The following is a 23,969-nucleotide window of genomic DNA, read 5'->3' as shown; positions in this document are numbered from 1 at the left end:
TTATTTATGTTCATCCCCCCAGAAACGTTAGTTCCTCGCATAGTCTCCTCGCTTTGAGGAACATGATTTCGCCGGAGCCCCCCGCGGCGATGATTCAGCGCACGTATGTCTCACACGTCTTCGGTTTGCGACGGGGCAAACCGGCAGTCGTCGTCGCTCGCGTCGAGCAGGGCTTGCTGGCAGGAGACTCGGCACGTGAATCAAATCAGCTCGACGCAGACCGGAAAGATCTATCTGTTCGACGATTTTTCGTTGGACGCGAACGGCATACTCAAGCAGGGAGACCGGCAGATCAGCCTGCCGCCCAAGGAAGTCGCGGTACTGCGCACGCTGCTCGAAGCGGCCGGCGAGAACGTCAGCAAGGACAAGTTGCTCTCGCTGGTATGGCCACATCAGGACGTCAGCGAAGAATCGCTGACACGGTGCATTTACGCGATCCGGCGCGTGCTCAGGGAGAAGAAGTCCGACCGCATCGTGGAGACGGTATATGGCACCGGTTACCGGATTCGACGCTCGGTCGCCATCGTGTCGGGCGCCACGCGCGCAGCCGCGTTATGCACGCTCGCCATCATGCCGTTCCGGCTGCCGAATTCAGCGCAAACGCTCATGCTGCACGACCGGCTGGTGACACGCTTTTTCGAGTACACCGCTTACGGGCTGCGTGTCCTGCCGGCGTCGATCACCCGCACGGTGCTCGAATGTCACGACATCGCCACGTTCGTCGAGCGCTTCGCGCCGGACTTCTACGTCACCGGCCATGCGATCGAACGCGACCGGCTGCGCATCGAGCTGGTCAGCTCGGATGGCCATCAGTTGCTGTTCAGCGAAGACTTCGTGCTGAGCGACGCCAACAACACGCTTCCCATCGAAATCCGCATCACGGACATCGTCACGAAGCACGTGCCGGGCCTCAAGGCGTCGGTGCACCTCTCGCATTCCTTCGACTCGTTCGACTCCGCCACGACGTTCCTGCACGCCAGATTCAAGCTCCAGCAACACACGCCGTCGAGCCTGCGGCAGTCGCTGCAGTTGTTTCATCAATGCGTGGGGGAAGGGGCGTCGCGTACTGCGCCGTATTGCGGACAGGCCGAATGCTATCTGGCACTGGCGCATCTCGGCCTGTTCGACCAGAAAGCGGCGTTGCACGGCGCGCGCGCGGCCGTCGAGGCCGCTCTTGCGCTGGCGCCGCGAGATCCGCATGCCGTGAGTCTGCTGGCGATCCTGCACAGTATGAAATTCGAGTCCAGCGTGGCGAACATTCTTTTCGACCGTGCGTTGTGGTCGGCCCCGTCGAATCCGTACGTGCGATATCACCACGCCTGGCACTGCATTCTCAAGGGAGAATCGAAGGCGGCGGAGATGGCGCTCGATATCGCGCTGGAACACGATCCGAGTTTCATCGCGGCGGCCATCCTCAAGACATGGGCGATGTTCTTCGACCGACGCACGGACGAAGCCATTGCCGTGGCGCGAGAAAATCTGCAACGGTTCGGCCAGCATCATCCGGTGCTCACCAGCGCGTTGGCGATCATGTTGTCGCACCAATGCCGTCATGCGGAAGCGGAGGCGCTCGTGCGCGCGGTGCGCGAAACCGGTGACGATGCCGGTCTGTTGCGCGTCAACCGGCATTACGTCGAACTGGCGCGCGGGGGAATGCCGGCCAAGCGCGCAGCCGAGCAACTGCTTGCCGAGATCGACTCGCGCCAGGTGCGCGCGGGCCTGCTGCCGCTGATCCTGCACACCCACGGTATCTGGGCGGCGCGAGACGCCTGGCGTCGCATGCGCACCGACTGGTATCCGTGGCAGCGGCTATACCGTCACGATCCGCGGCTCGAAACGCTGTTCTCCATCTGAGCGCACAACGAAAAAACCCCGCCGGCGCCGGCGGGGCTGAACGTGTGAAGTTTCGCGTTATTGCAGTACGGCAGAGGCCGACGGCGACGAGCGAGAGAACAACCCGAGCCCGGCAAGCATCGCCGCGACGAGCGGATTGCGCCGTATTTCGTGTGCCGGCGCGAAGTCGCGCAAACAGAGTTGTGCGGCAAAGTCGCGCAAGGCGTCACGCTGCGGGTGGTCGGCCAGTAGCGTAATCAGCAACCCCAGCGTGTCGCCGAGCGGCTTGGCTTCACCGCTGGCGAAGCGCTCCAGAATGGCGCGCTGACGCATGGCGTCACGCGGCAAGATTGCGTCACGCATCGCATTGCATTGGCGCCGCAACGAAATGTCCGGCAATGCGGACGGATCGAAGGCGTCGCGCACCACCATCAGCAACGCGACACCGAGCGCCCGCGCGTCGCCCGTGCAGAGCAGCGCCGACAGGTAGGCCTGCGACGGCAGATTGCGCAACGGGCCGGGGCGAAAGCGGGCACAGGGCAGCATTTCCCGTGTGAGGCTCGGCACCCGGCGTGAACGGGCTGCGTGATGAAGAATGCCTTCAGCGCCCATTACCGGAAGAACCCCTTGTTGGATTCGCTCATCGCGAGAATCGCACCGCTGAGCAACTTCACCAGATTCTCGTTCGTGGCGTTGGCGGTGGCGAAACGCTGCGACAACCCCTGCACCTGCGTCTTGACGACACTTTCCTGCCCCATGAACCCGGTGCGCCAGATTTCGAGCTGCTGGGTCGTCATCCGGGCTATACCGTTATCACCTTTGGGCAGCGAATCAATCATCGATTGGATGGTGCCGGTATCGACCACGACAACGTAGTTATCACTGCCTTTGGGTTGCTCCACCACACTGCCTTCCGGCAGGCCCAGGTCTTTCGCCCACTTCTCGGCGTCCGCCTTGCTTCCGCCCTCAGCCTCACCGTCGCCCTCCTTTTGCTTGGGCCAGAGAACGCCATTCTTGCTCGGCAGCGAGTACTTATCCATGAGGGCCTGGAGCGCCTCATTCAACTTGCCGACATCCAGATCGACCTCTTTGCCGTCCTTCTTGTTCTCGATCCATCCCGACAATTTCGAGATGATGTCGGCAAGCTCCTTGCTGAAGTTCAGATACTTCTGGGCCGCATCGCCGAAGATCTTGAGGAACTCCTCCTTCATGTGGCCGATCACCTCGACGAGCTTGTCCCATATCTGCCCGTCGGTCGGGGGCACATAGTCGTCGTCGCCCTTGTCTTTGCCGTCGTCTGCGTCGTCCTCTTTGTTTTCGGGCGCGTCATTGTTATTGACATCCGTCTTCGGAGCATCGTCCGCCGACTTTGTGCCCAACCCATCCGGATCGTTGCCTTTGCCGGCGCCGGGTCGCTCGGTGAAGCGATCGACCAACTGCTCCTTCAGCGCGTCCGGCACGGGAATATCGCTGCCTGCCAACCCTTTCAGCCGCGATCCCAGGTCGAGCGCGGCGATGCGCGCATCGTCGAGCGTCTCGTCGAGCGCAGCGGCAAGCACCCGGCCCTGCTTCAGATCGCTCATCGAATCGTCGACGCTTCGCAGCGCCGCACCCAATCGGTCCGCGCTCTTGACGACCCCGGCGAGCAGGGACGCCATCGGCGACAGGTCGTCGCTGGATTGCTGGCCGGGCGCATTGTTCTCCTTGCGGCCCTCGACACCCGGGTCTATGACGCTCGCCTCCTGGAACATGAGCCAGGGAACGAAGCGGTCGCTAACACTTTCCGTCATTCATCTGTCCTTTGAGAATCGCGGCACATCAGGCACGCAAGTTACCTGCAATGGCGGAACCCGCCCCAGCCTTCGCCTGAGCAATGGCATCGCTCGCCTTGAGCATTTCCCGCACGAGCGAGAGATCGATGTTCGCCTGCTCCTGCGAATTGGTCGTGCCGTCACGGCTAAGCTGTGCGCCGCTGTCGGCCAGCTTCTGATTCTGCTGCTCCAGCGCTGCGGCGTATTGCGCGGTCCCGTTCATCATGTTGGCCAACGGCCCCGCCACCATCGAGAATATTCCGCCGACGGCCGCATCGTTCTTCGCATTCAGATTCAACGCATCGGGACCGGGCCCGTCCGGCACCGGCGGAGGTGTCGAATCACCGGACGTCGCCGGGGCAGGGACATCGGGCACGTCGTCGGGTACGTTCACGCGCGGCGGCGCCGCGTCGAGCACGTCGTCGGCGCCAACGCCGGGGGGGCGCGTGCCCGGCAGTTGACCGTCCGGGGTATTGGATGTCGACAGCGCATCGGGCGAACTGTTGGCCGGCGGCGCCGTGGGCGGCGCATCCGGCTTCGGTGGCTGCATTTTCAACGCGCTTCGCTCCTTGGACACTGCCGAGAGGTTTTTGAAAGCACCGAAGCCGCCGAGGAGGCCCTGCGTGAGACCCGCGGAAATTCCCCCCCACATCTGCGCCTTGCCGGCCTCTTTCACCGCGTCACTGCCGGCGATCACCGACTGCAGGTTCACGTCCGCCATCTTGTTGCGCAACTCAATGCCGTTCTGGAACGACTTCTGGAAGAACTCGAAGAACTTGCCGAGCAGCACCACGTCTGCGGAAATCAGGCTGCCGTACTGCGATCCCCCGTCCTTATTGCCGGGCTTGTCCTTGGCATCGAGGTCCTTGAGCCAATCGAGTGCACCGTCGCGGTCGGCGTCGAGGGGCGGACTCAGCAGCGACGGACGGTATCCATCGCCGTCGTCCTCCTCGTCGTCGAGAGGGGGGGTGAAAACGTTGTACAGCAACGCGGGCGGTGGCGCGTCTTTCGGGGTAAGCGAGTCCAGCGTCGGTACGACGGGCTTGTGACTGACTTCAAGAATGTTCATGAGAGGCTCCTTAAACGACAGCGCGCACGTTGTTCATCACGAAGCGCTGCGATTCCTGTGCGACCCGGCCCGCATCGGACATCTGGGTCACGAGGTTCGTGACAACGTCTTGCGTCGCCGCGAACTTGTCCGACGACTGCTTCACCGAATCCGTGATTTTTTCCAGCGTGTCCTGCGACACCATCATGTCGGCGGCCGCGTCCGAAGCGTTCTTGGCGTAGATGCCGGTGACCGTGCTGCCGGTGGCCTGCACCGTCGCGTTCGTCAGCTCGCCGGCGGTCACGATCTGACGAAGGATGTTCGCGAGCATCTGAGCGTTTCCTTCTTTCACACCGAGCTTGGCGGCCGCCGCCGTCAGGTTCTGTGTCAGATACTTGCTGCCCGCCTTGCCGGCTTCGCGCAGCAGATCGGGCACGAGTTTCTTGACGACATCGCCCACCATCTGCCCGAGCATCTTGCCCATATTGGTGGCGGCCGCCGCACCGCCCACGGCCACCGTGACGGCAACGGCGGCGACCACGACGACCGCGGCCGCCACGACACCCACGATGTTGCCGATCAGCTCCGCGGTGTCCTTGGCGACGCCGAGCTCTTCGAGCATCGAACCGACGAAACTGCCGATTTTTTCCGCCAGCGGCTGAACGACGTGCGTCATCACCGGTTTGATAGCCTCGCCGACCAATGAGAAGCCGGTCGCCGCGCCCATGATCGAGTCCGCCATCAATCCCACGCCGATCACGGTCAGCGTGGTGCTCATGCCACCGGTGAACACCGCGCCGAGCACGCCAACGACGGCCAGCACGGCGCCGAGAATCTTGCCGAAGATGCCGAAGATCTTGTTCATCTTCTCGGCCTTCTTCACTTGCTCCTCGTACTCCTCGTTCTTCTTGATCATGTCGGCTTCACGCGCCTTGCGAATCTTCTCGAAGAACTTCATGTCCTCCTGAATGGCGTCGTTCGCGGAGTCGCCAAGCAACTTCGCCAGTTGGGCCATCAGGTAGATGAGCGTGGTCGTATTGTCGAGATGGTCTTTGCCGGAATTCTGGTTGAGTTGTCCGAACGGATGCTCGCTCAGAAACTTGTCGAGCAAGTCGTCGGCTTTTTTCATCGCATCCTTCGCCGCGTCGTGGGCCTTGAGGGCGTCCTGCTTTGCAGCGTCGTACTTGCCCTTCGCCGCGTCGTATTCGGACTGCGCCTTGTCGTACGCCTGCTTCGCCGCGTCGTGCTCCGGGGTTCCCGGCGTCGTGGCGTCGAGGGCGGCTTTCGCGGCAGCGAGCTTGTCCCTGGCGTTATCGAGCGCCTTTTGTGCCTTGTCCAGGTTGTCGGCTGCGGCCTCGTAGGCGGCGAGCGCGTCGTTCGCCTCGGCAACGGCATCGTCGAACGCCTTCTGGCTTTCCTGCGCCAGCGCCTGCTGCGCGGCGGCCCTCGCCTCCAGTTCCTTGAGACGGCCCTGCAAATCGGCCAACGATGACTCACCGAACAGTGCGGTGATCTGGCTGAGCAGATAGGTCAGCGTGACACGCGTGTCCGTCGCCGGTGGCTTCAGGTCCGGAGGATCCGACAGCTTGTCGGACGTACCGTCTCCCTTCCATGCCATGTTTTCAACGATCTTCTTCATCACCGAACCGAAATCGAACTTCTCGACGACGGGGGGCTTGTCGGTCCCTTGCGTGCCGTTCGTTCCCGCGTCTTCTTCGGGTCCGGGAGCGGGCGGTGTGACGCCGTACTGCGAAACCGTCGACGTATTCATGCTGCCTCCTTGTCGTCAGGTGTTCCCCCCGTGGCAGGGGCTTCGGGCGAATCGCCGGAACCCGACGCCTTCCGGTCGTCGTCGCCGGGACCGGTGGCGTCGAGGTAGGCACGCGCTTTGGTGCGCAGATCCGCGTCGCAACTGCTCTCGCACACGAGCGAGAAGCATTCGCGCGCCAACGGCAGATTGCGCATCATCAGTTGGCACTGCCCCGCGTAGAAGACAGGTCGGTAATCATTCTTGCCCACAGCGAACGCCATCGCGTAGAGATCGACCGCTTTTTGATACTCCTCCTTGAGCTGACACACCGCCGCGAGTCCCACGATGTACTCGGGGTTATAGAAGTCATAGATGCACAGGAAGCGGAAGAACGCTTCGGCCTGTGCCAACTGACCGTTGGTGTAGAAGTCGTAGGCGTGCGCGTAAAGGCCGTCCATGGTTTCGCTCGGAATGCCATGAATGTCCTTGAGACTCGCGCCGGCGATTACGGCATTCCAGATTGCGTTGGTGACGCGACCTTCGTCCGTGTCTGATTGTGTTGCCGCTTGTGTCATCGAATTACCTCCTTCCGATACCCGAAAACGGGTCAATCTTCTGTTGGCCAGCCGGGTGACTGGAATGAATGCGAGCCGGGACACCGCCGCGCGACGGCATCCGTTCGCCGGACGTCCCCAGAAGGCCCGATGCTCGCCCCGGCTGTGATTGCCGGAACGGCTACCCCTGGACGAGGCCGCGCGCGTCTGCGGAAAATCGGGCAGTCGCGCCAGATGCCGGATCCACGACTCCACGGCACTCTCGCGAAGGCGCCGATATCCCTGGTCGGCCTGCGTCGCCGCGTCTCGCGCCTCGGCTAGCGCCGCGTGGCGCTTGCGGCTCGCCCGCGCGTACTGCGGGTCGTTCGGAGAGAGGATCTCGAGCACCAGCTGAACCTCGGCGACCACGGCGTCGGCCTGCATCGCCCGTGCCTGACTGCGTTCGAACGCCACCCGCGCGCGGTCGTGGGATGCGAGCGCCAGGCGAGCTGCGTCGCTCAGGCGCACCCGAGCAATGCGACGACCGACACCGCACGACATGCCCGCCGACAAGCGTTGCAACAAGCGCGGCGCCGACGGATCGGGAAACAGCTCGTGCGCGGCGGGCAGCACGAGCCCGTCGATCGACACGCGCCTCGTGAGCCCCGCATACGCCTGTTGCGCCATGGCACGCAGACATGCCCCGGTCTGCGCAGCGTCATCGTTATCGATCTCGTTCGCAGGCACGCCGGCATCGTTGCCGACGGTATGCCACCGCCAGAGGTGGCGCATGTCCTCACGTTCCATCGTTCCTCCCGGGGGCTCATCAAAGTGGGGATTGCGCCGTGTTGCTCGTCGTCATTGCCGGCATCCCGATAACTAGCATTTAAGCAACGCGTCCTTTGGGAGACTTCCAAAAAGCGTTCTATCGAATGTGGTCACCAATGTCGGGTTTCGTCGGTTCGACACCCTGTGATTCCTGACGGGGGGTGACACCGCGCGAAGCCCCGTACGGCGGGGATTGCGCGTGCTCTTCGGTACCGAGCCGAATCTCGCGCGCGAATTGAGCCGTTTCCTTTTCCAATCCCATGACGCCGCCGCTGTCATTGTTCTCGCCTTCATCTGTGCTAGTCGAACGCTCGGCTTGCGGCGCGCCGATGATCTCACCCGGCGCCCCCGGCTCAGGCGGCGCGTCCGACCCACCCGAAGCCTCGCCGTCGCTGGAGTCGCTGGAGTCGCTGGAGTCGGTGGAGTCGGTGGTATCGGTGGTATCGGTGACATCGACAGCGTCGTGCATTCCCGCCCTTTCCACGTCTTCGAGCCAGACGAGCAGCCGCATGATGGCGTCGATCTCATCGATGGACACGAAGGTGTACCGGCGGTGCGTGGCATACAGACGGCGCGCGAGCGCCACGTCGCCGATCACCGGCACACCTTGCGACTCGGCATAGCGGCGCACGGCAAGCGCCCGGGCGTTGGTCTCCATCACGGAGATGAACGGCATCACGACAAGGTCGGGCCGGAAGTAGATGCCCACGGCAATGTGTGTGGGATTGGCAATGATCAGTCGCGAATCGCGAATGTCGGATTTCACGCCTTCGGAGAGCAGTTCCGTGTGCATGGCGCGCCGTCGTTGCTTGATCTCGGGGTTGCCGTCGGAGTCCTTGTGCTCGCGTTTGACCTCGTGCCGTTCCATGCGCTGCTCTCGTATGAACAGCCAGAACTCGACCATGGCGTCGAGAATCGCAATGGGAACCACGCAGACCAGTGCGATCCAGACCAGCTTCGCCGTCAGCGCAATCCATGCGGCGGCCACCCCCGCGGGACTCATGTGAATCTGGGCGAAGAGCAAGCCTTTTCCGGTGCTCCATAACGTGAGGGCGATGGCACCGAAGCTGAGCAGGTACAGCACCGACTTGATCGCGTCCTTGAGGGTTCTCAGGCTGAAGATGCGCTTCATGCCCTGCAACGGGTTGATCGCGCCGAGATTGAGCTTGAGCGCCTGACTCGCCCAGAGAAATCCGGTCTGGAGCAACGTGGGCAGCACCGCCGCTGCGATGCATACGAGCAACACCGGCATAAACGCTTCCAGTCCGTGTCGGAAGAGCCTCACGGCGAATGCTTGCGGATTGGCGAAGCGCCCGTCTGCGAGCACCTGACGGTACTCCTGCATCAGCCACAACAACGGATCGGTCGAGAGCACGAAGAGCAGCCCGCCGAACACGAGCGTGACCATCGTCAATTCCTTGCTCTTGAACGACTGCCCTTTTTTTGCGGCATCGCGCAGCCGCTTTTGTGTCGGCTTCTCTGTTTTCTCCCCCATCGAGCCTAGCCCCCGGGCACGGAAGGCGAGAGCCAGCGCACCACGTCGTCGGGGCGCATGAAGAGCGGGACGATGGCGTCGGGCAGGGTCGCGGCGAAATAGATCAGCAGGATCGTGAAACCGATGAGACTCTTGATCGTGAGCGACAGCGCGAACGCATTGACCTGCGGCGCGAACCGCGACAGCAATCCCAATATGACTTCCGACAGGAACAAGGCGCCGACGACCGGCGCCGAGAGCGCAATTGCGTGTCCGACCAGCACGTCGAGGAATGCATGCACACGCGCAGCGGATAACGTGCATCCGGCAAACGGCGCACATACGCGGTAACTTCGGGCGAGCACTTCGAGCAACAGCGTCATGCCGCCCAGATGCAGATAGATCACCGCGCCGAACCACTGAAAGAAGCCCGCCAGTTCCGACGTGTCGACGCCATTGGCCGGGTCGATCACGCTGCTGAGCGTGGCACCGCGCTGGTTGTCGATGTACGCGCCCAAGCCATGAAACACCCAGAACGGGAATGCGACGGCCACGGCGATGACCAGTCCGATGGCAGCCTCGCGCAGCAACACGACCCACACGGGCGCATCGAGCACCAGCGGCGTGCCGTACGCATATGGCCAGACACCGACGGCCATCCACATCGAAACCACCGTAAGTACTACGCCGGCGAGCACATTGCCGTTGAGAATCGGCAGCAGAAACACCGACGGGGCCACGCGCGCGTAGGCGATGGCAGTGGCCATGATGCCGTCGTGATGCGCAAATACCAGTGACAGATCCATCTCAGGCTTTGCCTGCCATGGCCAGTCGCATCATGTCCGCACCGAACGCCACCAGGGTCTCGCCGTACCAGTCGGCCAGCAGGAACAGACTCATGGACACCGCGAGCAATTTCAGGCCGAACGGCAGTGTCTGCTCCTGCACCTGTGTCACGGTCTGGAGCAAACCGATGGCCACGCCCACGAGCGTTGCCACCGCCACCGGCCCCGCCGAGAGCACCAGCACGAGGTAGAGCGCACGGTTGCCTGCGAAAATCAGGTTATCGAGCACGTGCGACCCTCACGGCAGATACTGGCGAACCAGCCCTTGCGACAGCAGCGACCAGCCGTCCATCGCCACAAAGAGAATTAGCTTGATCGGCACCGAAATCGTGACCGGACTCATCATCATCATCCCAAGCGAGAGCAGCACACTCGAGACCACCAGATCCACCACCACGAACGGCAAATAGAGGTAGAAGCCGATGGTGAACGCGTTCTTGATCTCGGTGAGCGCGTACGCCGGCAGCAACGCGAAGATCGACGGCGTCGAGGCGTCGACCGGCATGTCGGCGCTGTCACGCGTCATCTCCTGCCGCGCGAAGAATTGCGTGAGTTGCGGGTCGGCGTACTTCACCAGATAGTCGCGGTACGGGGAGAGCCCATCGTCCAGAAAACGCCGGACCGAATTCGGATCGGCGAAATTGACGGGGTTGGCATGATAGGCGTCGAGCACGGCGGTTGCCACCGGCAACATCACGAATATCGAGATCAGCAGTGCGACGCCGTTGAGCGTCATGTTGCTGGGCACCTGCTGCAAGCCCAGCGCATTGCGCACCATCACGAACACGATGGAGAACTTGACGAAGCAGGTGCCCGAGGCGACCAGAAAGGGCAACAGCGTGAAGAAGCTCAGTATGCCGATGACCGGCATGTCACTCCACATGATCGGGCCCCTTCGCGCCTCGCACGCCCGGCGTCTCCAGCAGCCACTCGGAGACTTCGACCCCGAGCCTGCCGTCGAGCTGCACGAGTTCGCCGCGCGCGAGCAAGGTGTCGTTCACACGCACTTCCACACGCCGCTGCGCATCGGCATGCAATGGCAGCAGGTGCGTGCGCCCGATCTGCTGCAATTCGGCGAGTGTCATCCGCTCGCGTTGCAGCACGAACACGAGCTCCACAGGAAGTTGCGCGAAGGGCATCGCCACCGCCCTTTGTGCCGATTCTCCAAAGCCTTCGTCGTGTGCGTCGTGCTGCGCGTATTCATCGCCACCGTCCGGCGACGTGTCGTCGACGTCGTCGTGCAAAAAAGTCTCCAGCATCGCGTTCCCTTCTTCCTGTTGATAACCGCCGATCACCTGTCCGGCACAGCTCAACGAGCGCCGCACGTCGCGCACGATCAGCACATCGCCCCGTTTGACGTTGCGCAGCGTTGCCAGACGCGCGCGGCTGCGCCCGAGCTCCACGTTCAGCCAGAAGCGCACGCCATGCAGATCGAGCGGCTCGTGACTACGGACCTCAGGCACGCGCGCGAGCCACACGGGGCATTCGGCAGCGCGCACCTTGAGCAACGTTGCCTCGGGCAGCGCGGCCCCATCCACCGGGGCGCCGACATCGAGCACGTCGTAACGCAGCTCCGGCATCGGCAGATGCAGCGGACTGGCGGTGACCGCGAACAGGCGGGCGGCCAGTTGCTCCGAGTCGGCACTGCAAGCGAGCGACGCGAGTTCGTGCGCCACGCCTTCGAGCCACATCCCCGGCTCCACCCAGCCTTGCCACGTATGTGCCGTGTCCTGCACCCGCATCCACGACCCCGTGCGCGGCAAATGTTCGAGCGACGCGTGCCACCCCCGCGCGCGCCACGCCCGAGCCGCCGCATTCAGTCGCGTCATGTCCTCATCGATACGGCGCAGTCTGAGCATCACGACGCCTCATCGGCGCTATCGCCCGTCGACTCGATCGCCTTGACGGTGTGCAGGTCGATGCCGTTCGGACCGTGCGACGACGAGACGCCACTCGCCGCGTGCGGCAATGCCGCCGACAACCGCCGCTGCACGATGGCGTCGGACGCGCCAAGCACAAAGCTGCGCCGACCGTCCGTCTGTACGACCTGCACGTTGACGAAATGCCCCCTGCCCCAACTGCCGAATGCGTAGCGCAGGCTCTCGCCCGCGCCCGACGCTCGGGCGCCGCTGCCACCGCTGCCGCCGCCGTCTGTCTGGCGTGGCAGGTGTGCCTGCGACTGCGCCCCCCGAGGCATGCGTACGGGCGCACTCAGCGCCGGTCGATGCAGGGTGGGGGCCTGCCCGTTCAACAACGCAAGGACAGGGGTTCCGGAACCGCCCGCGTCGGCGTTGCCGTGACGGCCCGATCCGGACGTATCGCTTCCCGGCGTTGCTTGCGCGATTCGTGCGTCGTCGGAAGCGGAAGGGTTGGAAGGGGCGGACAGGAGCATCTTTCCCTCCTTCGCGTGGTTCACGGCCCGCTCGCCGCCTTGCGCCGTCGTGGTCTGATCCGCCGTACCGCTGCGGCCGTCCTCGGTCCCGGTCGGTGTCCTCGCGGTATCGATTTCTCCCGCGCGCACCGGCGGCGACATCGACGCGTTCGCTTTCGCGGCGGGCCGCTCGGCGGCAGCCCCCGCTTCGTCACGCAAACGGCGCTCGGCACGCTCGACCTCCTCGGTCGCGCGCTTGCCGGACGATGCGTCGCTGTCGCTGTCCGTTCGTCGGGCGCCGCGCCGTTCGTCGAACGACAAAGGTGGCGAGCGATCCTGCGGCACATGCATCAGCCAGACGAGCGCGGCATCGAGCGGCACCTCGCGCTCACGGTCCGCCGACTCGTGCTGGCGTCTGGCCTCGTCAACCCGATCGCGCATCGATTTTTCGTCGGTCTGCTGCAAACCCGGCTCCGCCGGACCGACCGACGGCACTACCGTGACAGCTCCGCTCATAGGCCCCATGACTGACGCTCCTCAAGTTCACCACTCTCAACGAATGCCTGGCGTTTGCGCGCTTCGTTGCGCAGTGTCCTCGCCAGGCGCGTGTACTTCGTCTCCTTTCTCCACCAGCGGCGCCATTCGTTTTCCGCCAGATCCCGGTCGGTTGCGAGTCGTTCACGCGACTCGGCAAGGGTCGTGAGCGTGACTTCGATGTCGCGCACCTGCTGACGCAGCATCGACGTCGCACGCATGCCGCTGCGCAGCCCTGTGATATCCGATTCGCGCTGCGATGGCTTCGAAGAATCGACCAACGCGAGGATGGCGTCGCGCTGCGACGCAAGCGCGGTATATCGCTCGGCAAGCACTGCGTCCTGCGCGGCAATGCTTTGCAGTTCCCGCTCCTGCAATTGCTTCATCTGCAACGCCCCCCGGCAAAGACGTCGCGCCTCAACCCACGATTTCATAGAGCCTCTGCAGCGTGTGCTCCGCCGGCGACCACTCCCCTCGCCCTTGCTGCAAGAATGCGTCGATGTGCGGCTTGGCCTCCATCGCACGGTCGTCCTGCGCATTCGCCCCCGGGCGGTATTCGCCCAGATCCACCAGCGTCTGCAACGATTCGAGACGTGCGAGCCAGGCGCGCAACGCACCGGCGGCGCGCAAATGCTCCTCGCTCGCGACACGGGTTGCGACCCGACTCACACTGCGCAGCACGTCGATGGCCGGATAGTGGTTGCGGTGAGCCAGCTGCGCACTCAGATGAATGTGGCCGTCCAGAATGGAGCGAATCTCCTCGGCCATCGGGTCGGGCATCTCTTCGTCTTCCATGAGCACGGTGTAGAACGCCGTGATGCTGCCGCGCCTGGCCGCACCGGCGCGCTCCAGCAACTGCGGCAGACTGGTGTAGACGGAGGCGGGCACCCCGGCGCGCATGGGCAACTCGCCGGTCGCCAGCGCGAGATCGCGGCATGCGCGCACGTAGCGCGTGAGGGAATCGACGAAAAGCGCCACGCGGTGCCCCTGATCGCGGAAATGTTCGGCAACCGTGGTCGCGAGCAGCGCGGCGTTGCGGCGCGTGACTGCCGGTGCATCCGATGTCGCAAAGATCACGACACAACGGTGTGCGCCCGGTGACTCGCGCAATTCGTCGACGATTTCCACCACTTCACGACCCCGCTCGCCAATCAGTGCGATGACCGTCGTGTCCACTTCCACGCCCGCCATCAGCGCACTGAGAAACGACGTCTTGCCGCACCCCGCCGGCGCGAAGATGCCGACACGCTGGCCGACGCCACAGGGCATGAGCGCATCGATGGCACGCAATCCGGTATGCAGACCGGTATCGACGCCGACACGGTTGTCGTAGGGCAGCGCCGGGGCGAGCAATCCGCGCTCCGGCGCCGAGGCGCGCAATGCCACCCGGGCCCGACCGTCAATGCGGTCCACCACGCCGCCCCCGGCGTCGAGCACCGCGCCGCGCCATTCGTCATGCGGACGGCAGGTCGCCTGACGCCCCGTGGGCATGAGCGCCGAGTCGCAGGACAGCCCTTGCGTGGCGGCAAACAGACTGAGCACCGCCCGGTCGTCGTGCACCGCGATGACCTGCGCCTGTCCCACCACCTGGGCGTCGCGCCATGTCCGCCGAATCTCGCAGATCTCGCCGATCGTCACGCCCGGGATGTGGGCTTCCGCCGTGTGCCCCGCAATGCGGGAGATCAGTGAGAGTTGCCGGATGAGCGGCGCTTGGCGGTTCAATGACGACATGACGGGCTCCCCATATGCAGATTGTCTGCGCTCAGATCGTGCTGATGACGTTGACGGACACGCCGTCGACCAGTTCGCCAAACGACAGCACTTCCAGATCGCGGAAACGCGTCTCGGCGAGCTTCTTCACGAAGCGGCGTACGTCCACCGAGGCGAGCAACACCACGTCCTTGTGCGGACGCCCCGACCCGTCGAGCGCCAGCGCCACCCGGTCGAGCAGCGACTCGGCATCCTTGGGATCCATGTTCACGAACGCGCCGCCCGCCGTCTGGCGAATCGAACGGCGCACGGTCTCCTCGATCTCGGCGGACAACATGACGACGCGCAGTTCCCCGTTGCGCAGGAACTTGTTGCAGATGTAGCGGCCAAGCGCGCCGCGTACGTGCTCGACAAGATTGAGCACGTCCTTCTCGCGCGGCGCCCACATGGCGAGCACTTCCATCACAAGTTTCATGTTGCGTACGGAGATTCGCTCCATGACCAGTCGCTGGAGGATTTCCGACACGCGCTGCAGGGCCACGTGACGCAGCACCTCCTTGACCAGATCGGGGTAGTGCTGCTCCACGAGGTCGAGCAGTTTCTTCGTCTCCTGAATCCCGAAGAACTCGTTGACGTGGCGGGTCAGCAACACGGCCAGGCTCTGGTACAGCTCGTCGGCGGGTGCGTGCGTCAGGTGACGCATCGCAGCGAGCGTTTCTCCCTGCTCCGGTGTTACCCATGCGCATCGGCCACGCTCCGGCCCGGAGAAGACAGGCTCGAACCCCAAAGACGCGATCTCGCCGGTGTAGGCGTCGACACGTACACGGTCGTAGAAGATGACGAACTCGTCGGCGCGAACCTCGTTGATGTACACCGCCGCACGCGAGGCGTTGAGCGTGGGCGATCCCTGCAACAGCAGCTCCGGCAGGTGCACCCCAAAGTCGGTAAAGAACTGACTGCGCACGCGCTGCGGGAAATTCGCACCTTCGAACGCCGGTATCTGGTCCGAGGGAATCACGACCGCCAGCGGTGCGGTCGAGGGCGCCACGTTGTCGAGATTGTCGATGGACGCCAGCGAGCTGTCGGCCTTCGGACCGCTACCGGGTTTCTTCGCCTTGCCGGCGGCGTCGGCAGCAGCGCCGGACTTGCTCGTTTTGCCAAGCGCTGCCGGGGCCGATTTGGCGAAGTAACACGCCAGCGCCAGCAAGCACGACAGCAGCGTAAAGGTGACGAACGGAAAGCCCGGCAACGTGCCGATAATCAGCGTGAGCAGGGCGGTTGCCCCGAGCACGAAGCGATTGCCCATCAACTGGCTGATGATGGTGCGGCCCATGTTGTCCGCCTCGCCATTCACGCGAGTCACCACGAAGCCGGCCGCGACCGAGATCAGCAGCGCGGGAATCTGCGCGACGAGGCCATCGCCGATGGTGAGTGTCGTGTACGTCGTGAGGGCGCCGCTGAGCTCCATGCCGCGCTGCGTCATGCCCACGATGATGCCGCCAATCAGGTTCACGAAGATGATGACGATGCCCGCAATGGCATCGCCCTTGACGAACTTCATCGCGCCGTCGAACGAGCCGTACAACTGGCTTTCGCGCTCCAGCACGCTGCGCCGCTCGCGCGCGCCGTCGTTATCGAGCGTGCCGGCCTTCACGTCGGCATCGATACTCATCTGCTTGCCCGGCATGCCGTCGAGCGAGAAACGCGCCGCCACTTCCGCCACGCGCTCCGATCCCTTCGCAATCACGATGAACTGCACGATCGTGACGATGGCGAACACCACGAACCCGACCGCCAGACTGTCGCCGATCACGAACTGCCCGAACGAATCGATGATCTTGCCCGCGTCGGCGTCGATGAGAATGAGGCGCGTCGTGCTGATCGACAAGGCCAGCCGGAACAGCGTGGTGATCAGCAGCATCGACGGAAACGACGAGAAGTTGAGGATCTTCTCGATGTGAAACGCGCCCAGGAACAGCAGCACCGAAATCGCGATGTTGATGCCGATGAGAAAATCGACCAGATACGTCGGCAACGGGATCACCAGCATGGCGATCACGCACGACATGAGAATCAGGATGACGATCTCGGGACGGCCGCGCAGATCGTTGAGCAACGCCGCGGGCATTACACGCTCCGACGATGCCGCGAAACGGGGTCGGCTGCTGCGGCGCTGCTTTCTCTGGCATAGGCGGCCGTGCCCAGGTCACGCAGCCCGGTGATGATGGCGTCGCGATCCTCCTGACACTGCAACGGTTCACCGGGCAACTTCTGGCATGCGAAAAGCAGGAGATTGAGCAACTGACTGTGTTCGCGGATCTCACGCGTAATCGCACCGACGCCCATGGTGTATCGCAGCGATTCGTCCAGTGCCGTGGGGTCGGTCAGAATGACGAGCAGGAAGTGCAGCCAGTCCTTCTCGCTCGAATTGAACGGCGCTGCGAGCGCACTTCCGCTCACGAGCAACACGAAGCCATGTTCGAGCGTGCGCAGACTGCGCAGCGTGGTGAGGCGCCCGAGCGACGACGTGAATTGTCCCGGCGTGCTGCTGGGGTCGTCTGCGCGCATGTCGTCGACGATCGCCCCTTCCATGAAGTCCAGCACCTGTTCGCGCCGCGCGAAGCCGAAGCCCGAAATCCAGGTCTGATAGATCTCGATATCCGGCGCGTCGGCGGTGAGGAAGCTTCGGTACGCCGCGCGCAGCAAATTGGGCGCAAATTCGAGCGTCATGGCGTGGCCGTAGAGTCGCGCCTTCACGGCACAGTGCACGCCCGCCTTACGCGCGCGAATCTCCTCGGGCGGCGCCGCCTCCGCCTGCGCGATGACGGTTTCGAGCGCGAGTTGCTGCGCCGCAGTGAGGAGGTGTCGCTGCGTATCGAGCGCCTGCAGGGCGAGCCAGCGGTCGCTGACGTCGTCGAATGCCTTGTGCAGCAAACGCGTCAGCTCCTCGGGCGATACCCACGCCGCGCCGAGGATCTCGCGAATCTTGTTCGGGGCGTCCTCTTCGAGGATGTAGTCATAGCTTTGCGCCATGCCCCGGTTCTCTTCCTTGCGATTCGCGCGCAAGCGGAATTGCGCCATGGCGGACGACATTTCGTCGCTCGACTCCGACGCGCGTCGAATATCGGCGACAGGCCCGCCGGTGATCAGGCGCTGCGGACCGTCGTCGTCGTCCGACGTTCGCGTGGCGCGCTGGCGGCCCGAATAGGTTTTGGCAGAGACGTCGGAGTATGACGACGGCGATGGCCGGTGGACATTAAGATCTGGCACGGTCGGCTCCCGTGTAATGAGGGGTGGCATCGCCGGGGGCGAGCGACTCGGTGTCGGTTCCCGTCGATAACTGTGAGGGTGGCGCCTCGGCAGGCACCTGCGCGGGCATAGGGTCCGGCGCCTGAGCGGGCGCCTGAGCGGGCGAATGCGGCAGCGCGCGAGGCGGCGTTCTGATGGTGTCGGCCGTGTCGGCGGAACGATTCATGCGGTTCGTCGCGCCGTGTGTGTCCAGCCCCGTGATGCGCCGCAGGTCCGCAGGCACGTCGTGGGTCGGATAAGGCAACGTCGCCACGGTGTCGGCAGCGATATCGCTCGCGTCGCGCAAGAGCGGGCCGTCGATCTCGCGCGGCTGGATAAGAAACACACGCACGTTGTTGTTCTGCGAAGTGCTGTTGTAGCGAAAGACGCGGCCGAGCCACGGAATGTCGCCAAGCAACGGGATCTTCTTCTCGACCGTATCGCCGCTGTCGCGCGTGTAACCGCCGATCAGCAGACTCTTGCCCTGCGGCACGCGTGCGATGGTGCTGATTCGCGTGCGCGACACCGTCGGCAGCACTGTGTACTTGCTGCTGTCGCCATCGGACTCCTTACCCGGCGCGCTCGTCCCGTCTTCGATGTTGAGCGTCATCTCGATTTCGTCGCGACCGGCAAAGCGTGGCCACACGCTGATCATCGTGCCGTAGGTCACGCTGCGCAGATCCGTCGTGCGCTCGCCTTCGAGCGGCACGTAGAACGTCTGACTGCCGTCGAACAACGCGGGAATGTTCTCTTGCGTGAGAATCACGGGACGCGACACGACCGTCGCCTGCCCGGTCGAGGCCATCGCCTGAATCTTGGCAAGAAAGCGCACGCCGTCGAGCGTGCTGACGGGCGCAGTCGCATTGAGTAACACACCGAACTTCGAACCGATGCCCACGCCACCCGACCAGTCCACGCCCAGCGCGTCGAGTGCTTCCTTGCGCACGTCGATGATCCAGAGCGAGAGCTCGATGTGACGGCGTGGGGCATCGAGCCGTGACACGAGACGTTCCACGCGCTCGACCTGTTCGGCCGTGCCGCGCACGAGCAGGCTGTTGCCTGCGGTGTAGGGCTGCACGATGACCTGTCCGTGTGCCAGGGTCCGCTCACCAGGAACGCCGGGCATGCCCGGCGGCGTGGCAGGGTTGAGCGCCGCCGGTGCACCCAGGCCCGGAAGCGGAGGGGGCAACGCTCCGGCATTGGCATTGGCGGCATTGCGCGTGTCTTGCGGCGAGAGCGGGAGTTGCGTCGAGGGCGGCGCCACGCTGCCGACACCGGCGCGAGACGACTGCACCAGTTGCGTAATGACCGACGCCATGCCGGGAATGACGATTTTCTCGTCGCGCATCTGATACGTGCGATCGGAGACGAAGGCGTTGTCCATGCGCACCACGCCGATCTGGTCGGGGCCCGCTGCCGGAATATCGCTGACCATGACGCGGTCGATGGAGCGCGACGCGGCGAGCACCAGATCGACGAACACGGGCGGTCCCGAGACATAAAACACTTTGCTGCCGGACTCCCCGCGAATCGGATAGCGGCGGTCGTACAGCCCCGCGCTGCGCAGATACGACGTCAGATCGCCAAGCGACGAGTAGTTCATCGAGACGGTGGCATTGCGAATCTCGGAGGCGTCGTACACGAAGATCGACTGGCCGTCGTGGTACCAGATCAGGCCCAGCTTCGTTGCCATCGATTCGAGCAGCGTGCGGGCATTGGACAGATCGAAGTCGCCCGAGACCTGTTTTTTCGCGGCAAGGTTGCTGACGATCACCGGACGGCCCAGATACGGCGACAGCGCCGCGAAGAACTCTCGCAGATTGTCGTTGCGCGCAACGTAGCCGCCCCGTCCGGACTCACCGGTCGGCAGTGCGTTGGGTTGTGCGTTGGGTTGTGCATTCGGTAGCGCGTTCGACAGCGCCTTCGGTGCTTTGGCCGGCACCGAAGGCGGCGCCGGCGCCGGCGCTGTTGGCGCGGGCGCCCGAACTTGAGCCGGGACCTGAGGTGGAACGTGAGGTGCGGGCGCAGGCGCGCTCGTGCCGGTATTCGCGGACTCCGCGTCCATGGGCCGTCCTTCGAGCGAGCCTGCCGACGACAGCGCCAGGGCCCACGAAGCGACGGCGGCCTTCGACACGCCTGCTGCCGTCAGGGCACAGGCAACGTAATACGCCCTGTTCATCGAGCCAGCGTTCGCAACGCACCGGCGGCACTGGTCGGCGACATGCCGATCAGTTCCTTGATTTCAGTCGAGAAGTGCGACGACGACGCATAGCCGTTGCGCAGCGCGATCTCCGTGAAGCTATCGTTGCCCTGGGCGACTTCCAGCATCGAGCGCGCCATGCGCCAGTCGCGCAACGCGATCTTGGCGGATTCGCCGAGTGCGCCTCGGCACAGTCGCCGGAAGTGCGAATACGACACACCGTATTTGGTGCACATGTGTCGCAACGTGCCGCCGGTCGGCGCGCGCGTGAGCAAGAAGCGGATCAGGTCGTAGGATTCGCAACGGCGCAGCATGTCGAGCATCGTACGAAATCCCTCCCCCGGCGCGGCGATCTGGTTGAGGAACCACAGTTCGCACTGGCGGCGGTCCGCCCACGGTTCAGGCACGGGCACACGATGCAACGCAGGCACCGCCGTGCGCCGATAGTTGTCGTGCGGATCGGTCCCTGTCGCATTCGCTTCGTCCATGAAGGCCAGCAGCTTGACGAGCACATCGCAATGGATCCGGTGATAGTGAAGCGCACCGCCTCTGACGAGGAGGTTGCCTTTGCTGACCATCAGCAAACCGCAGTAGTTCGGTGGCAACTCCAGTCGTGCGGCGCTCGCGTTACCGGCAGGTTGGAGTTCAAGCAAAAGACTTCGGGCAGACGGCGGCGAGCAGACGAACCACACGCCATCGCACGCCAATGCTCTCGCCTCGTTCGCGCCCAACGCCTGCGCGTCTTCCATGATTTGCATACTTCTCATCGCCACCTCGCTTCCCGCCGACATCCGGCGGCTCATCTGTTTCGCCACTGTGTGGCGCCTGCACCCGGCGCGGCTGGCGCCGACTTCACCGACATCGATCGGCCTTACGTCGTCGTTGCCGCCGGCGCGCGGCGCCGCGTGCCTCGCCAAACGGTCACGACGCGCTCATTCGCCGTTGTCGACCGTTTCTTCCGCCCGCTCCATCCATCCGTCGAACCATTCCAGCGTCAGTATCTTGTTGAAGAACTCGTCCCATTCCATAGGCTCGTCGTCACCCCGCTTGCCACGGTCCTCGGGCTCCGGCGACGGGAATAGCGATGACGGCGGAGGTGGCGACGGCGTCGTCAGCGGGTCGATGTCCAGATCCGGTGTCTCGTTCGACGACATGTCCCGCACCCGCTGCGCGAGCGTCATGTGCGGCAGCCCATCGTCGGTGGCGTCGGGCAATCTCGTGGTGGGTCCCTCAATCGCAGTCGTCATCCTCACTCTCCATTGCGAAATGGCTCGTCTTGCGGTGCGAGCGCGTCACCCGGCATTTCGGCTTGCCCCTTGGCGCACACACCGGCGCACACACCGGGGGGAATCTCGTGCGGGGGCGTGGGCGAGCCCCCGTTCGGTTCGCTCAGTTCGCGCAGTTCCTTCACGCGCTCGGCCAACGGCGACAACGCCGCCGCCAGCAGCTCACGCAGGTCCTGGCGAGGTGCCCGCGGGTCGATGTCGAGTGCGGCCTCGGCCCGCGCGACGTAATCGCTCGGGTCATATTCGATGACGGTGTCGCCTCGCATGACCGAAATGCGCTCGTCTCGTGCGCGAAATTCGAGCGTCACCGGTATGTGCCCGACGGTGGCCACGCGCGCCAGAATTTCCTCGCGACGTGGCTTGAGCCGCAGCGGCAAGACGACAGTGATCGAGGTCGCGCCACGCGGACCTGCGAGCGTGTGCACCGCATCGTCGAGCGCGGCAAGCAACGCGTGCGGATGTTGCGACGCCGACGTCAGCACCTCACGCACCTGTTCCGTCATGTCACTGCGCCACCTGTCGCACAGCTGCTCGGTGCGCATCAGATGCGCCACCACATCTTCCAGCGCTGCTGCCAGTCCGTCCCGATACCCGTCGCGCATCGCCTGCACACGTTGCGCGTCCAGCGCGCGCTGCGACTCGACGACGCGACGCTTCGCCCAATGACGAATGTCGTCGTCGACACGCGCATGCATCACACCGCGAACCAGTTCGGCCTGCGGGACGATCACCCCGTCAATGACCGGTGTCTGGGGGGGAATGGGGATGCTTCTTGGCATATTGCAGCGCGGTCACGAACAGTCGCACGTCGAGCGTGTCGGGCACGTCTGCGGCGTACGAATCGATGGGAGGAAACAGCAAGGGCAAGCGCTGGCGAAGTGGCTCGCGCAGCGACGCGCCCAGTGCCGTAAGACGCACGTACCCCTCGGCAAGCAGGTCCGCGTGCGACGGTGGCACATCGGTGACCGACGGCGTGGCGTCGAGCACCGGTAGTTTGGTATAGGCGTACGCCCACGCCGGAAGCCGCAGCAACGCGGCGCGTCGGCACAGACTCGCCTTGCGTGCCTGACATCCCATGAGATAGGCCACCTGTGGCAGTCGTCGCCAGTTCAGCACCCACGGACGCTCCACGATCCCGATCTGGTCGAGGGGCCAGTGACTGTCCAGCCGGAAGCCTCTCAAGAGCATCTCGTTGATGACCGCGCGCTGTCGTGGCGACGAGAACTGCGCCGGATACACAAAGCGGGCAGCGTGGATGTAGGACGCCGGGTCGAACATCATCGTGCGCCAGCCCACGGCAATGGCGCTTTGCGACTCGTGCAGTCCGGGAGGCAGCTTCATCGACATGCTCAGCGCTCCTTGCCGTCGAACGAACCGGACGGGGTCGCCGCGCCGGCGGTGCCGATACCGTCGGCGGTTCTACCCGACGCGCGCACCTTCATCCCCACGCCGACGGCCGCCACGAGGCACACGAATGCGCCGATCAGCACGAACGGCCAAATCGCAGAACTGCGGTCGTCTGACCTGGCCAGCGGCATGGGCGCCTGGGCGCCAAGCATGACGGGTTGCTGCGACAGCACGACCGAGATGTTCTCGTAACGCAGGTCGTCGACGCTGTTCTTCAGGAATCGCCGGATATCGTTGATCAGCTCGGTGCCATTCGCACCGTTCTGATAGACCACCACCGCCGAGATGTGCGGACTGCTCTTCACGGGTTCGCCGTTCTGCCCATCGACGTCGTAGCTCACATGCACCCGCGCGGCAAGCACGCCCTGCATCAGGCGCACGGACTGCTCCAGACGCTGCTCGATCGCAGAATACAGGCGCGCGCGCTCGGCCCGGGGGGAGGCAACGAGGGAATCGGGCGGAAACATCTGCGCAATTTCCATGCGCGGGCGTGGCGGCAGATCGTAGGTCTTTAGCCAGTCGACCGCCTGCGGAAAGTCCGCCGCATCCACCGTGATCGTGTAGCCCGCCTTCCCCCCGTCGATTTTCTCCGCCGCAATGTTGTGGCGCAGCAGTACGGCGGCCACTTCGTTGGCCTGCTGCTGGTCGAGCGCGCTCAACAGCGTCTCGGCCTTGCGGCAGCCCGTCAGAAGCAGCACCACGACGAGGGGGAAGACGAAGCGCGACATCACCGCAGCAGTGCCTCCACGGCACCGACCGTTTTACGCGCTACGGTGGCCACGAACTGCACCCCGATACCGTAGTCGGCAAGTTTCGTCTGCAATTCGACGGCGCTGCCGACGTCGGTGACGTCGAAGTTGGCGGTGACGTTCGCGATGTCGGCGCGCTGCGCCTCGAACCCGGCGGACATGTTGGACAGCGCGTTCATGACGCGCGTCTCCAGCGACTGGCCGGCCCCGGGGTCGGCCGCGAGGACCGGCTCCGATGTTTTGTACATCGCGGAGATCGATGACAACGACGGATCAAATGACATGGCAACCTCGTTCGGTAA

The 23,969-nt window shown here is 64.2% G+C and carries 23 protein-coding genes; 1 reads left to right on the top strand and 22 read right to left on the bottom strand.

Annotation, left to right across the window (positions count from 1 at the left end):
* The first annotated feature begins 195 nt into the window (after positions 1-195).
* Positions 196-1,854 (top strand): winged helix-turn-helix domain-containing protein, encoded by a 1,659-nt coding sequence (locus PCA31118_RS06675; RefSeq protein WP_174990367.1) that lies wholly within the window; start codon positions 196-198, stop codon positions 1,852-1,854.
* A 57-nt stretch (positions 1,855-1,911) separates the two neighbouring features.
* Here the strand turns inward: PCA31118_RS06675 and PCA31118_RS06670 are convergent, their stop codons facing one another.
* The 22 genes from PCA31118_RS06670 to sctI all read right to left on the bottom strand — a co-directional run bounded on the left by PCA31118_RS06670 (position 1,912) and on the right by sctI (position 23,951).
* Positions 1,912-2,379, bottom strand: coding sequence for a hypothetical protein (locus tag PCA31118_RS06670; protein ID WP_174990366.1), 468 nt, complete (start codon positions 2,377-2,379; stop codon positions 1,912-1,914).
* Between the two features lie 65 nt (positions 2,380-2,444).
* Entirely contained in the window at positions 2,445-3,623 is a 1,179-nt protein-coding gene (locus tag PCA31118_RS06665) for an IpaD/SipD/SspD family type III secretion system needle tip protein (protein ID WP_150624220.1), read from the bottom strand.
* A 28-nt stretch (positions 3,624-3,651) separates the two neighbouring features.
* Positions 3,652-4,713: a hypothetical protein gene (locus PCA31118_RS06660; protein ID WP_150624218.1), complete on the bottom strand. Its 1,062-nt coding sequence runs from the start codon at positions 4,711-4,713 to the stop codon at positions 3,652-3,654.
* A 10-nt stretch (positions 4,714-4,723) separates the two neighbouring features.
* Positions 4,724-6,463: a type III secretion system translocon subunit SseC family protein gene (gene sctE / locus PCA31118_RS06655; RefSeq protein ID WP_150624216.1), complete on the bottom strand. Its 1,740-nt coding sequence runs from the start codon at positions 6,461-6,463 to the stop codon at positions 4,724-4,726.
* Positions 6,460-7,782, bottom strand: a complete 1,323-nt coding sequence (sicA, locus tag PCA31118_RS27490) for a type III secretion system translocator chaperone SicA (protein ID WP_281356207.1) — start codon at positions 7,780-7,782, stop codon at positions 6,460-6,462. The genes sctE and sicA overlap by 4 nt, the downstream gene beginning before the upstream one ends.
* Before the next feature lie 118 nt (positions 7,783-7,900).
* Positions 7,901-9,298, bottom strand: coding sequence for an EscU/YscU/HrcU family type III secretion system export apparatus switch protein (locus PCA31118_RS06645; RefSeq protein WP_150624214.1), 1,398 nt, complete (start codon positions 9,296-9,298; stop codon positions 7,901-7,903).
* A gap of 5 nt (positions 9,299-9,303) precedes the next feature.
* Positions 9,304-10,083: a type III secretion system export apparatus subunit SctT gene (gene sctT, locus PCA31118_RS06640; RefSeq protein WP_150624212.1), complete on the bottom strand. Its 780-nt coding sequence runs from the start codon at positions 10,081-10,083 to the stop codon at positions 9,304-9,306.
* A 1-nt stretch (position 10,084) separates the two neighbouring features.
* Positions 10,085-10,351, bottom strand: a complete 267-nt coding sequence (locus PCA31118_RS06635) for an EscS/YscS/HrcS family type III secretion system export apparatus protein (protein WP_150624210.1) — start codon at positions 10,349-10,351, stop codon at positions 10,085-10,087.
* A 9-nt stretch (positions 10,352-10,360) separates the two neighbouring features.
* Positions 10,361-11,005: an EscR/YscR/HrcR family type III secretion system export apparatus protein gene (locus tag PCA31118_RS06630; protein WP_150624208.1), complete on the bottom strand. Its 645-nt coding sequence runs from the start codon at positions 11,003-11,005 to the stop codon at positions 10,361-10,363.
* The gene (locus tag PCA31118_RS06625) at positions 10,995-11,981 is read right to left on the bottom strand and encodes a YscQ/HrcQ family type III secretion apparatus protein (protein WP_150624206.1); all 987 of its coding nucleotides are present in this window, start codon (positions 11,979-11,981) and stop codon (positions 10,995-10,997) included. Before PCA31118_RS06625 ends, PCA31118_RS06630 begins: the two co-directional genes overlap by 11 nt.
* Complete coding sequence (locus PCA31118_RS06620; RefSeq protein WP_150624204.1) at positions 11,981-13,018, bottom strand: SpaN/EivJ family type III secretion system needle length determinant; 1,038 nt, start codon at positions 13,016-13,018, stop codon at positions 11,981-11,983. Before PCA31118_RS06620 ends, PCA31118_RS06625 begins: the two co-directional genes overlap by 1 nt.
* Positions 13,006-13,461, bottom strand: coding sequence for a hypothetical protein (locus PCA31118_RS06615; RefSeq protein WP_174990364.1), 456 nt, complete (start codon positions 13,459-13,461; stop codon positions 13,006-13,008). The genes PCA31118_RS06620 and PCA31118_RS06615 overlap by 13 nt, the downstream gene beginning before the upstream one ends.
* Entirely contained in the window at positions 13,445-14,758 is a 1,314-nt protein-coding gene (locus tag PCA31118_RS06610; protein ID WP_150624200.1) for a FliI/YscN family ATPase, read from the bottom strand. The genes PCA31118_RS06615 and PCA31118_RS06610 overlap by 17 nt, the downstream gene beginning before the upstream one ends.
* A 31-nt stretch (positions 14,759-14,789) precedes the next feature.
* Positions 14,790-16,865, bottom strand: a complete 2,076-nt coding sequence (locus tag PCA31118_RS06605) for an EscV/YscV/HrcV family type III secretion system export apparatus protein (RefSeq protein ID WP_150624198.1) — start codon at positions 16,863-16,865, stop codon at positions 14,790-14,792.
* The gene (sctW, locus tag PCA31118_RS06600; RefSeq protein ID WP_174990363.1) at positions 16,865-18,007 is read right to left on the bottom strand and encodes a type III secretion system gatekeeper subunit SctW; all 1,143 of its coding nucleotides are present in this window, start codon (positions 18,005-18,007) and stop codon (positions 16,865-16,867) included. Before sctW ends, PCA31118_RS06605 begins: the two co-directional genes overlap by 1 nt.
* Complete coding sequence (gene sctC, locus PCA31118_RS06595; RefSeq protein WP_150624194.1) at positions 17,994-20,204, bottom strand: type III secretion system outer membrane ring subunit SctC; 2,211 nt, start codon at positions 20,202-20,204, stop codon at positions 17,994-17,996. The genes sctW and sctC overlap by 14 nt, the downstream gene beginning before the upstream one ends.
* A complete protein-coding gene (locus PCA31118_RS06590; protein ID WP_217431251.1) occupies positions 20,201-20,992 on the bottom strand; it encodes a helix-turn-helix domain-containing protein in 792 nt (263 codons plus the stop codon). The genes sctC and PCA31118_RS06590 overlap by 4 nt, the downstream gene beginning before the upstream one ends.
* A gap of 165 nt (positions 20,993-21,157) precedes the next feature.
* On the bottom strand, positions 21,158-21,472 hold the full coding sequence (locus tag PCA31118_RS06585; protein WP_150624192.1) for a hypothetical protein: 315 nt from the start codon (positions 21,470-21,472) through the stop codon (positions 21,158-21,160).
* A gap of 2 nt (positions 21,473-21,474) precedes the next feature.
* Complete coding sequence (locus tag PCA31118_RS06580) at positions 21,475-22,290, bottom strand: hypothetical protein (RefSeq protein ID WP_150624190.1); 816 nt, start codon at positions 22,288-22,290, stop codon at positions 21,475-21,477.
* A complete protein-coding gene (locus tag PCA31118_RS06575; RefSeq protein ID WP_150624188.1) occupies positions 22,247-22,858 on the bottom strand; it encodes a type III secretion apparatus protein OrgA/MxiK in 612 nt (203 codons plus the stop codon). Before PCA31118_RS06575 ends, PCA31118_RS06580 begins: the two co-directional genes overlap by 44 nt.
* 2 nt (positions 22,859-22,860) lie before the next feature.
* Positions 22,861-23,646: an EscJ/YscJ/HrcJ family type III secretion inner membrane ring protein gene (locus PCA31118_RS06570; protein ID WP_246190111.1), complete on the bottom strand. Its 786-nt coding sequence runs from the start codon at positions 23,644-23,646 to the stop codon at positions 22,861-22,863.
* Positions 23,646-23,951, bottom strand: a complete 306-nt coding sequence (gene sctI / locus PCA31118_RS06565; RefSeq protein WP_150624184.1) for a type III secretion system inner rod subunit SctI — start codon at positions 23,949-23,951, stop codon at positions 23,646-23,648. The genes PCA31118_RS06570 and sctI overlap by 1 nt, the downstream gene beginning before the upstream one ends.
* Between the last annotated feature and the right edge of the window lie 18 nt (positions 23,952-23,969).

The organism is Pandoraea captiosa, assembly GCF_902459775.1.
GTDB classification, from domain to species: domain Bacteria; phylum Pseudomonadota; class Gammaproteobacteria; order Burkholderiales; family Burkholderiaceae; genus Pandoraea; species Pandoraea captiosa.
The sequence above is the reverse complement of the archived record's forward strand: the minus strand, read 5'-3'. Positions and strand labels throughout refer to the sequence as shown.

Coding starts and splice junctions, on each gene's coding strand:
- sctE (WP_150624216.1), bottom strand. CDS start 6,463: ATGAATACGTCGACGGTTTCGCAGTACGGCGTCACACCGCCCGCTCCC.
- PCA31118_RS06665 (WP_150624220.1), bottom strand. CDS start 3,623: ATGACGGAAAGTGTTAGCGACCGCTTCGTTCCCTGGCTCATGTTCCAG.
- sicA (WP_281356207.1), bottom strand. CDS start 7,782: ATGGAACGTGAGGACATGCGCCACCTCTGGCGGTGGCATACCGTCGGC.
- sctC (WP_150624194.1), bottom strand. CDS start 20,204: ATGAACAGGGCGTATTACGTTGCCTGTGCCCTGACGGCAGCAGGCGTG.
- PCA31118_RS06585 (WP_150624192.1), bottom strand. CDS start 21,472: ATGACGACTGCGATTGAGGGACCCACCACGAGATTGCCCGACGCCACC.
- sctT (WP_150624212.1), bottom strand. CDS start 10,083: ATGGATCTGTCACTGGTATTTGCGCATCACGACGGCATCATGGCCACT.
- PCA31118_RS06645 (WP_150624214.1), bottom strand. CDS start 9,298: ATGGGGGAGAAAACAGAGAAGCCGACACAAAAGCGGCTGCGCGATGCC.
- PCA31118_RS06570 (WP_246190111.1), bottom strand. CDS start 23,646: ATGTCGCGCTTCGTCTTCCCCCTCGTCGTGGTGCTGCTTCTGACGGGC.
- sctI (WP_150624184.1), bottom strand. CDS start 23,951: ATGTCATTTGATCCGTCGTTGTCATCGATCTCCGCGATGTACAAAACA.
- PCA31118_RS06605 (WP_150624198.1), bottom strand. CDS start 16,865: ATGCCCGCGGCGTTGCTCAACGATCTGCGCGGCCGTCCCGAGATCGTC.
- PCA31118_RS06660 (WP_150624218.1), bottom strand. CDS start 4,713: ATGAACATTCTTGAAGTCAGTCACAAGCCCGTCGTACCGACGCTGGAC.
- PCA31118_RS06670 (WP_174990366.1), bottom strand. CDS start 2,379: ATGCTGCCCTGTGCCCGCTTTCGCCCCGGCCCGTTGCGCAATCTGCCG.
- PCA31118_RS06580 (WP_150624190.1), bottom strand. CDS start 22,290: ATGCCAAGAAGCATCCCCATTCCCCCCCAGACACCGGTCATTGACGGG.
- PCA31118_RS06625 (WP_150624206.1), bottom strand. CDS start 11,981: ATGCTCAGACTGCGCCGTATCGATGAGGACATGACGCGACTGAATGCG.
- PCA31118_RS06615 (WP_174990364.1), bottom strand. CDS start 13,461: ATGAAATCGTGGGTTGAGGCGCGACGTCTTTGCCGGGGGGCGTTGCAG.
- PCA31118_RS06610 (WP_150624200.1), bottom strand. CDS start 14,758: ATGTCGTCATTGAACCGCCAAGCGCCGCTCATCCGGCAACTCTCACTG.
- PCA31118_RS06575 (WP_150624188.1), bottom strand. CDS start 22,858: ATGTCGATGAAGCTGCCTCCCGGACTGCACGAGTCGCAAAGCGCCATT.
- PCA31118_RS06590 (WP_217431251.1), bottom strand. CDS start 20,992: ATGAGAAGTATGCAAATCATGGAAGACGCGCAGGCGTTGGGCGCGAAC.
- PCA31118_RS06630 (WP_150624208.1), bottom strand. CDS start 11,005: ATGTGGAGTGACATGCCGGTCATCGGCATACTGAGCTTCTTCACGCTG.
- PCA31118_RS06620 (WP_150624204.1), bottom strand. CDS start 13,018: ATGGGGCCTATGAGCGGAGCTGTCACGGTAGTGCCGTCGGTCGGTCCG.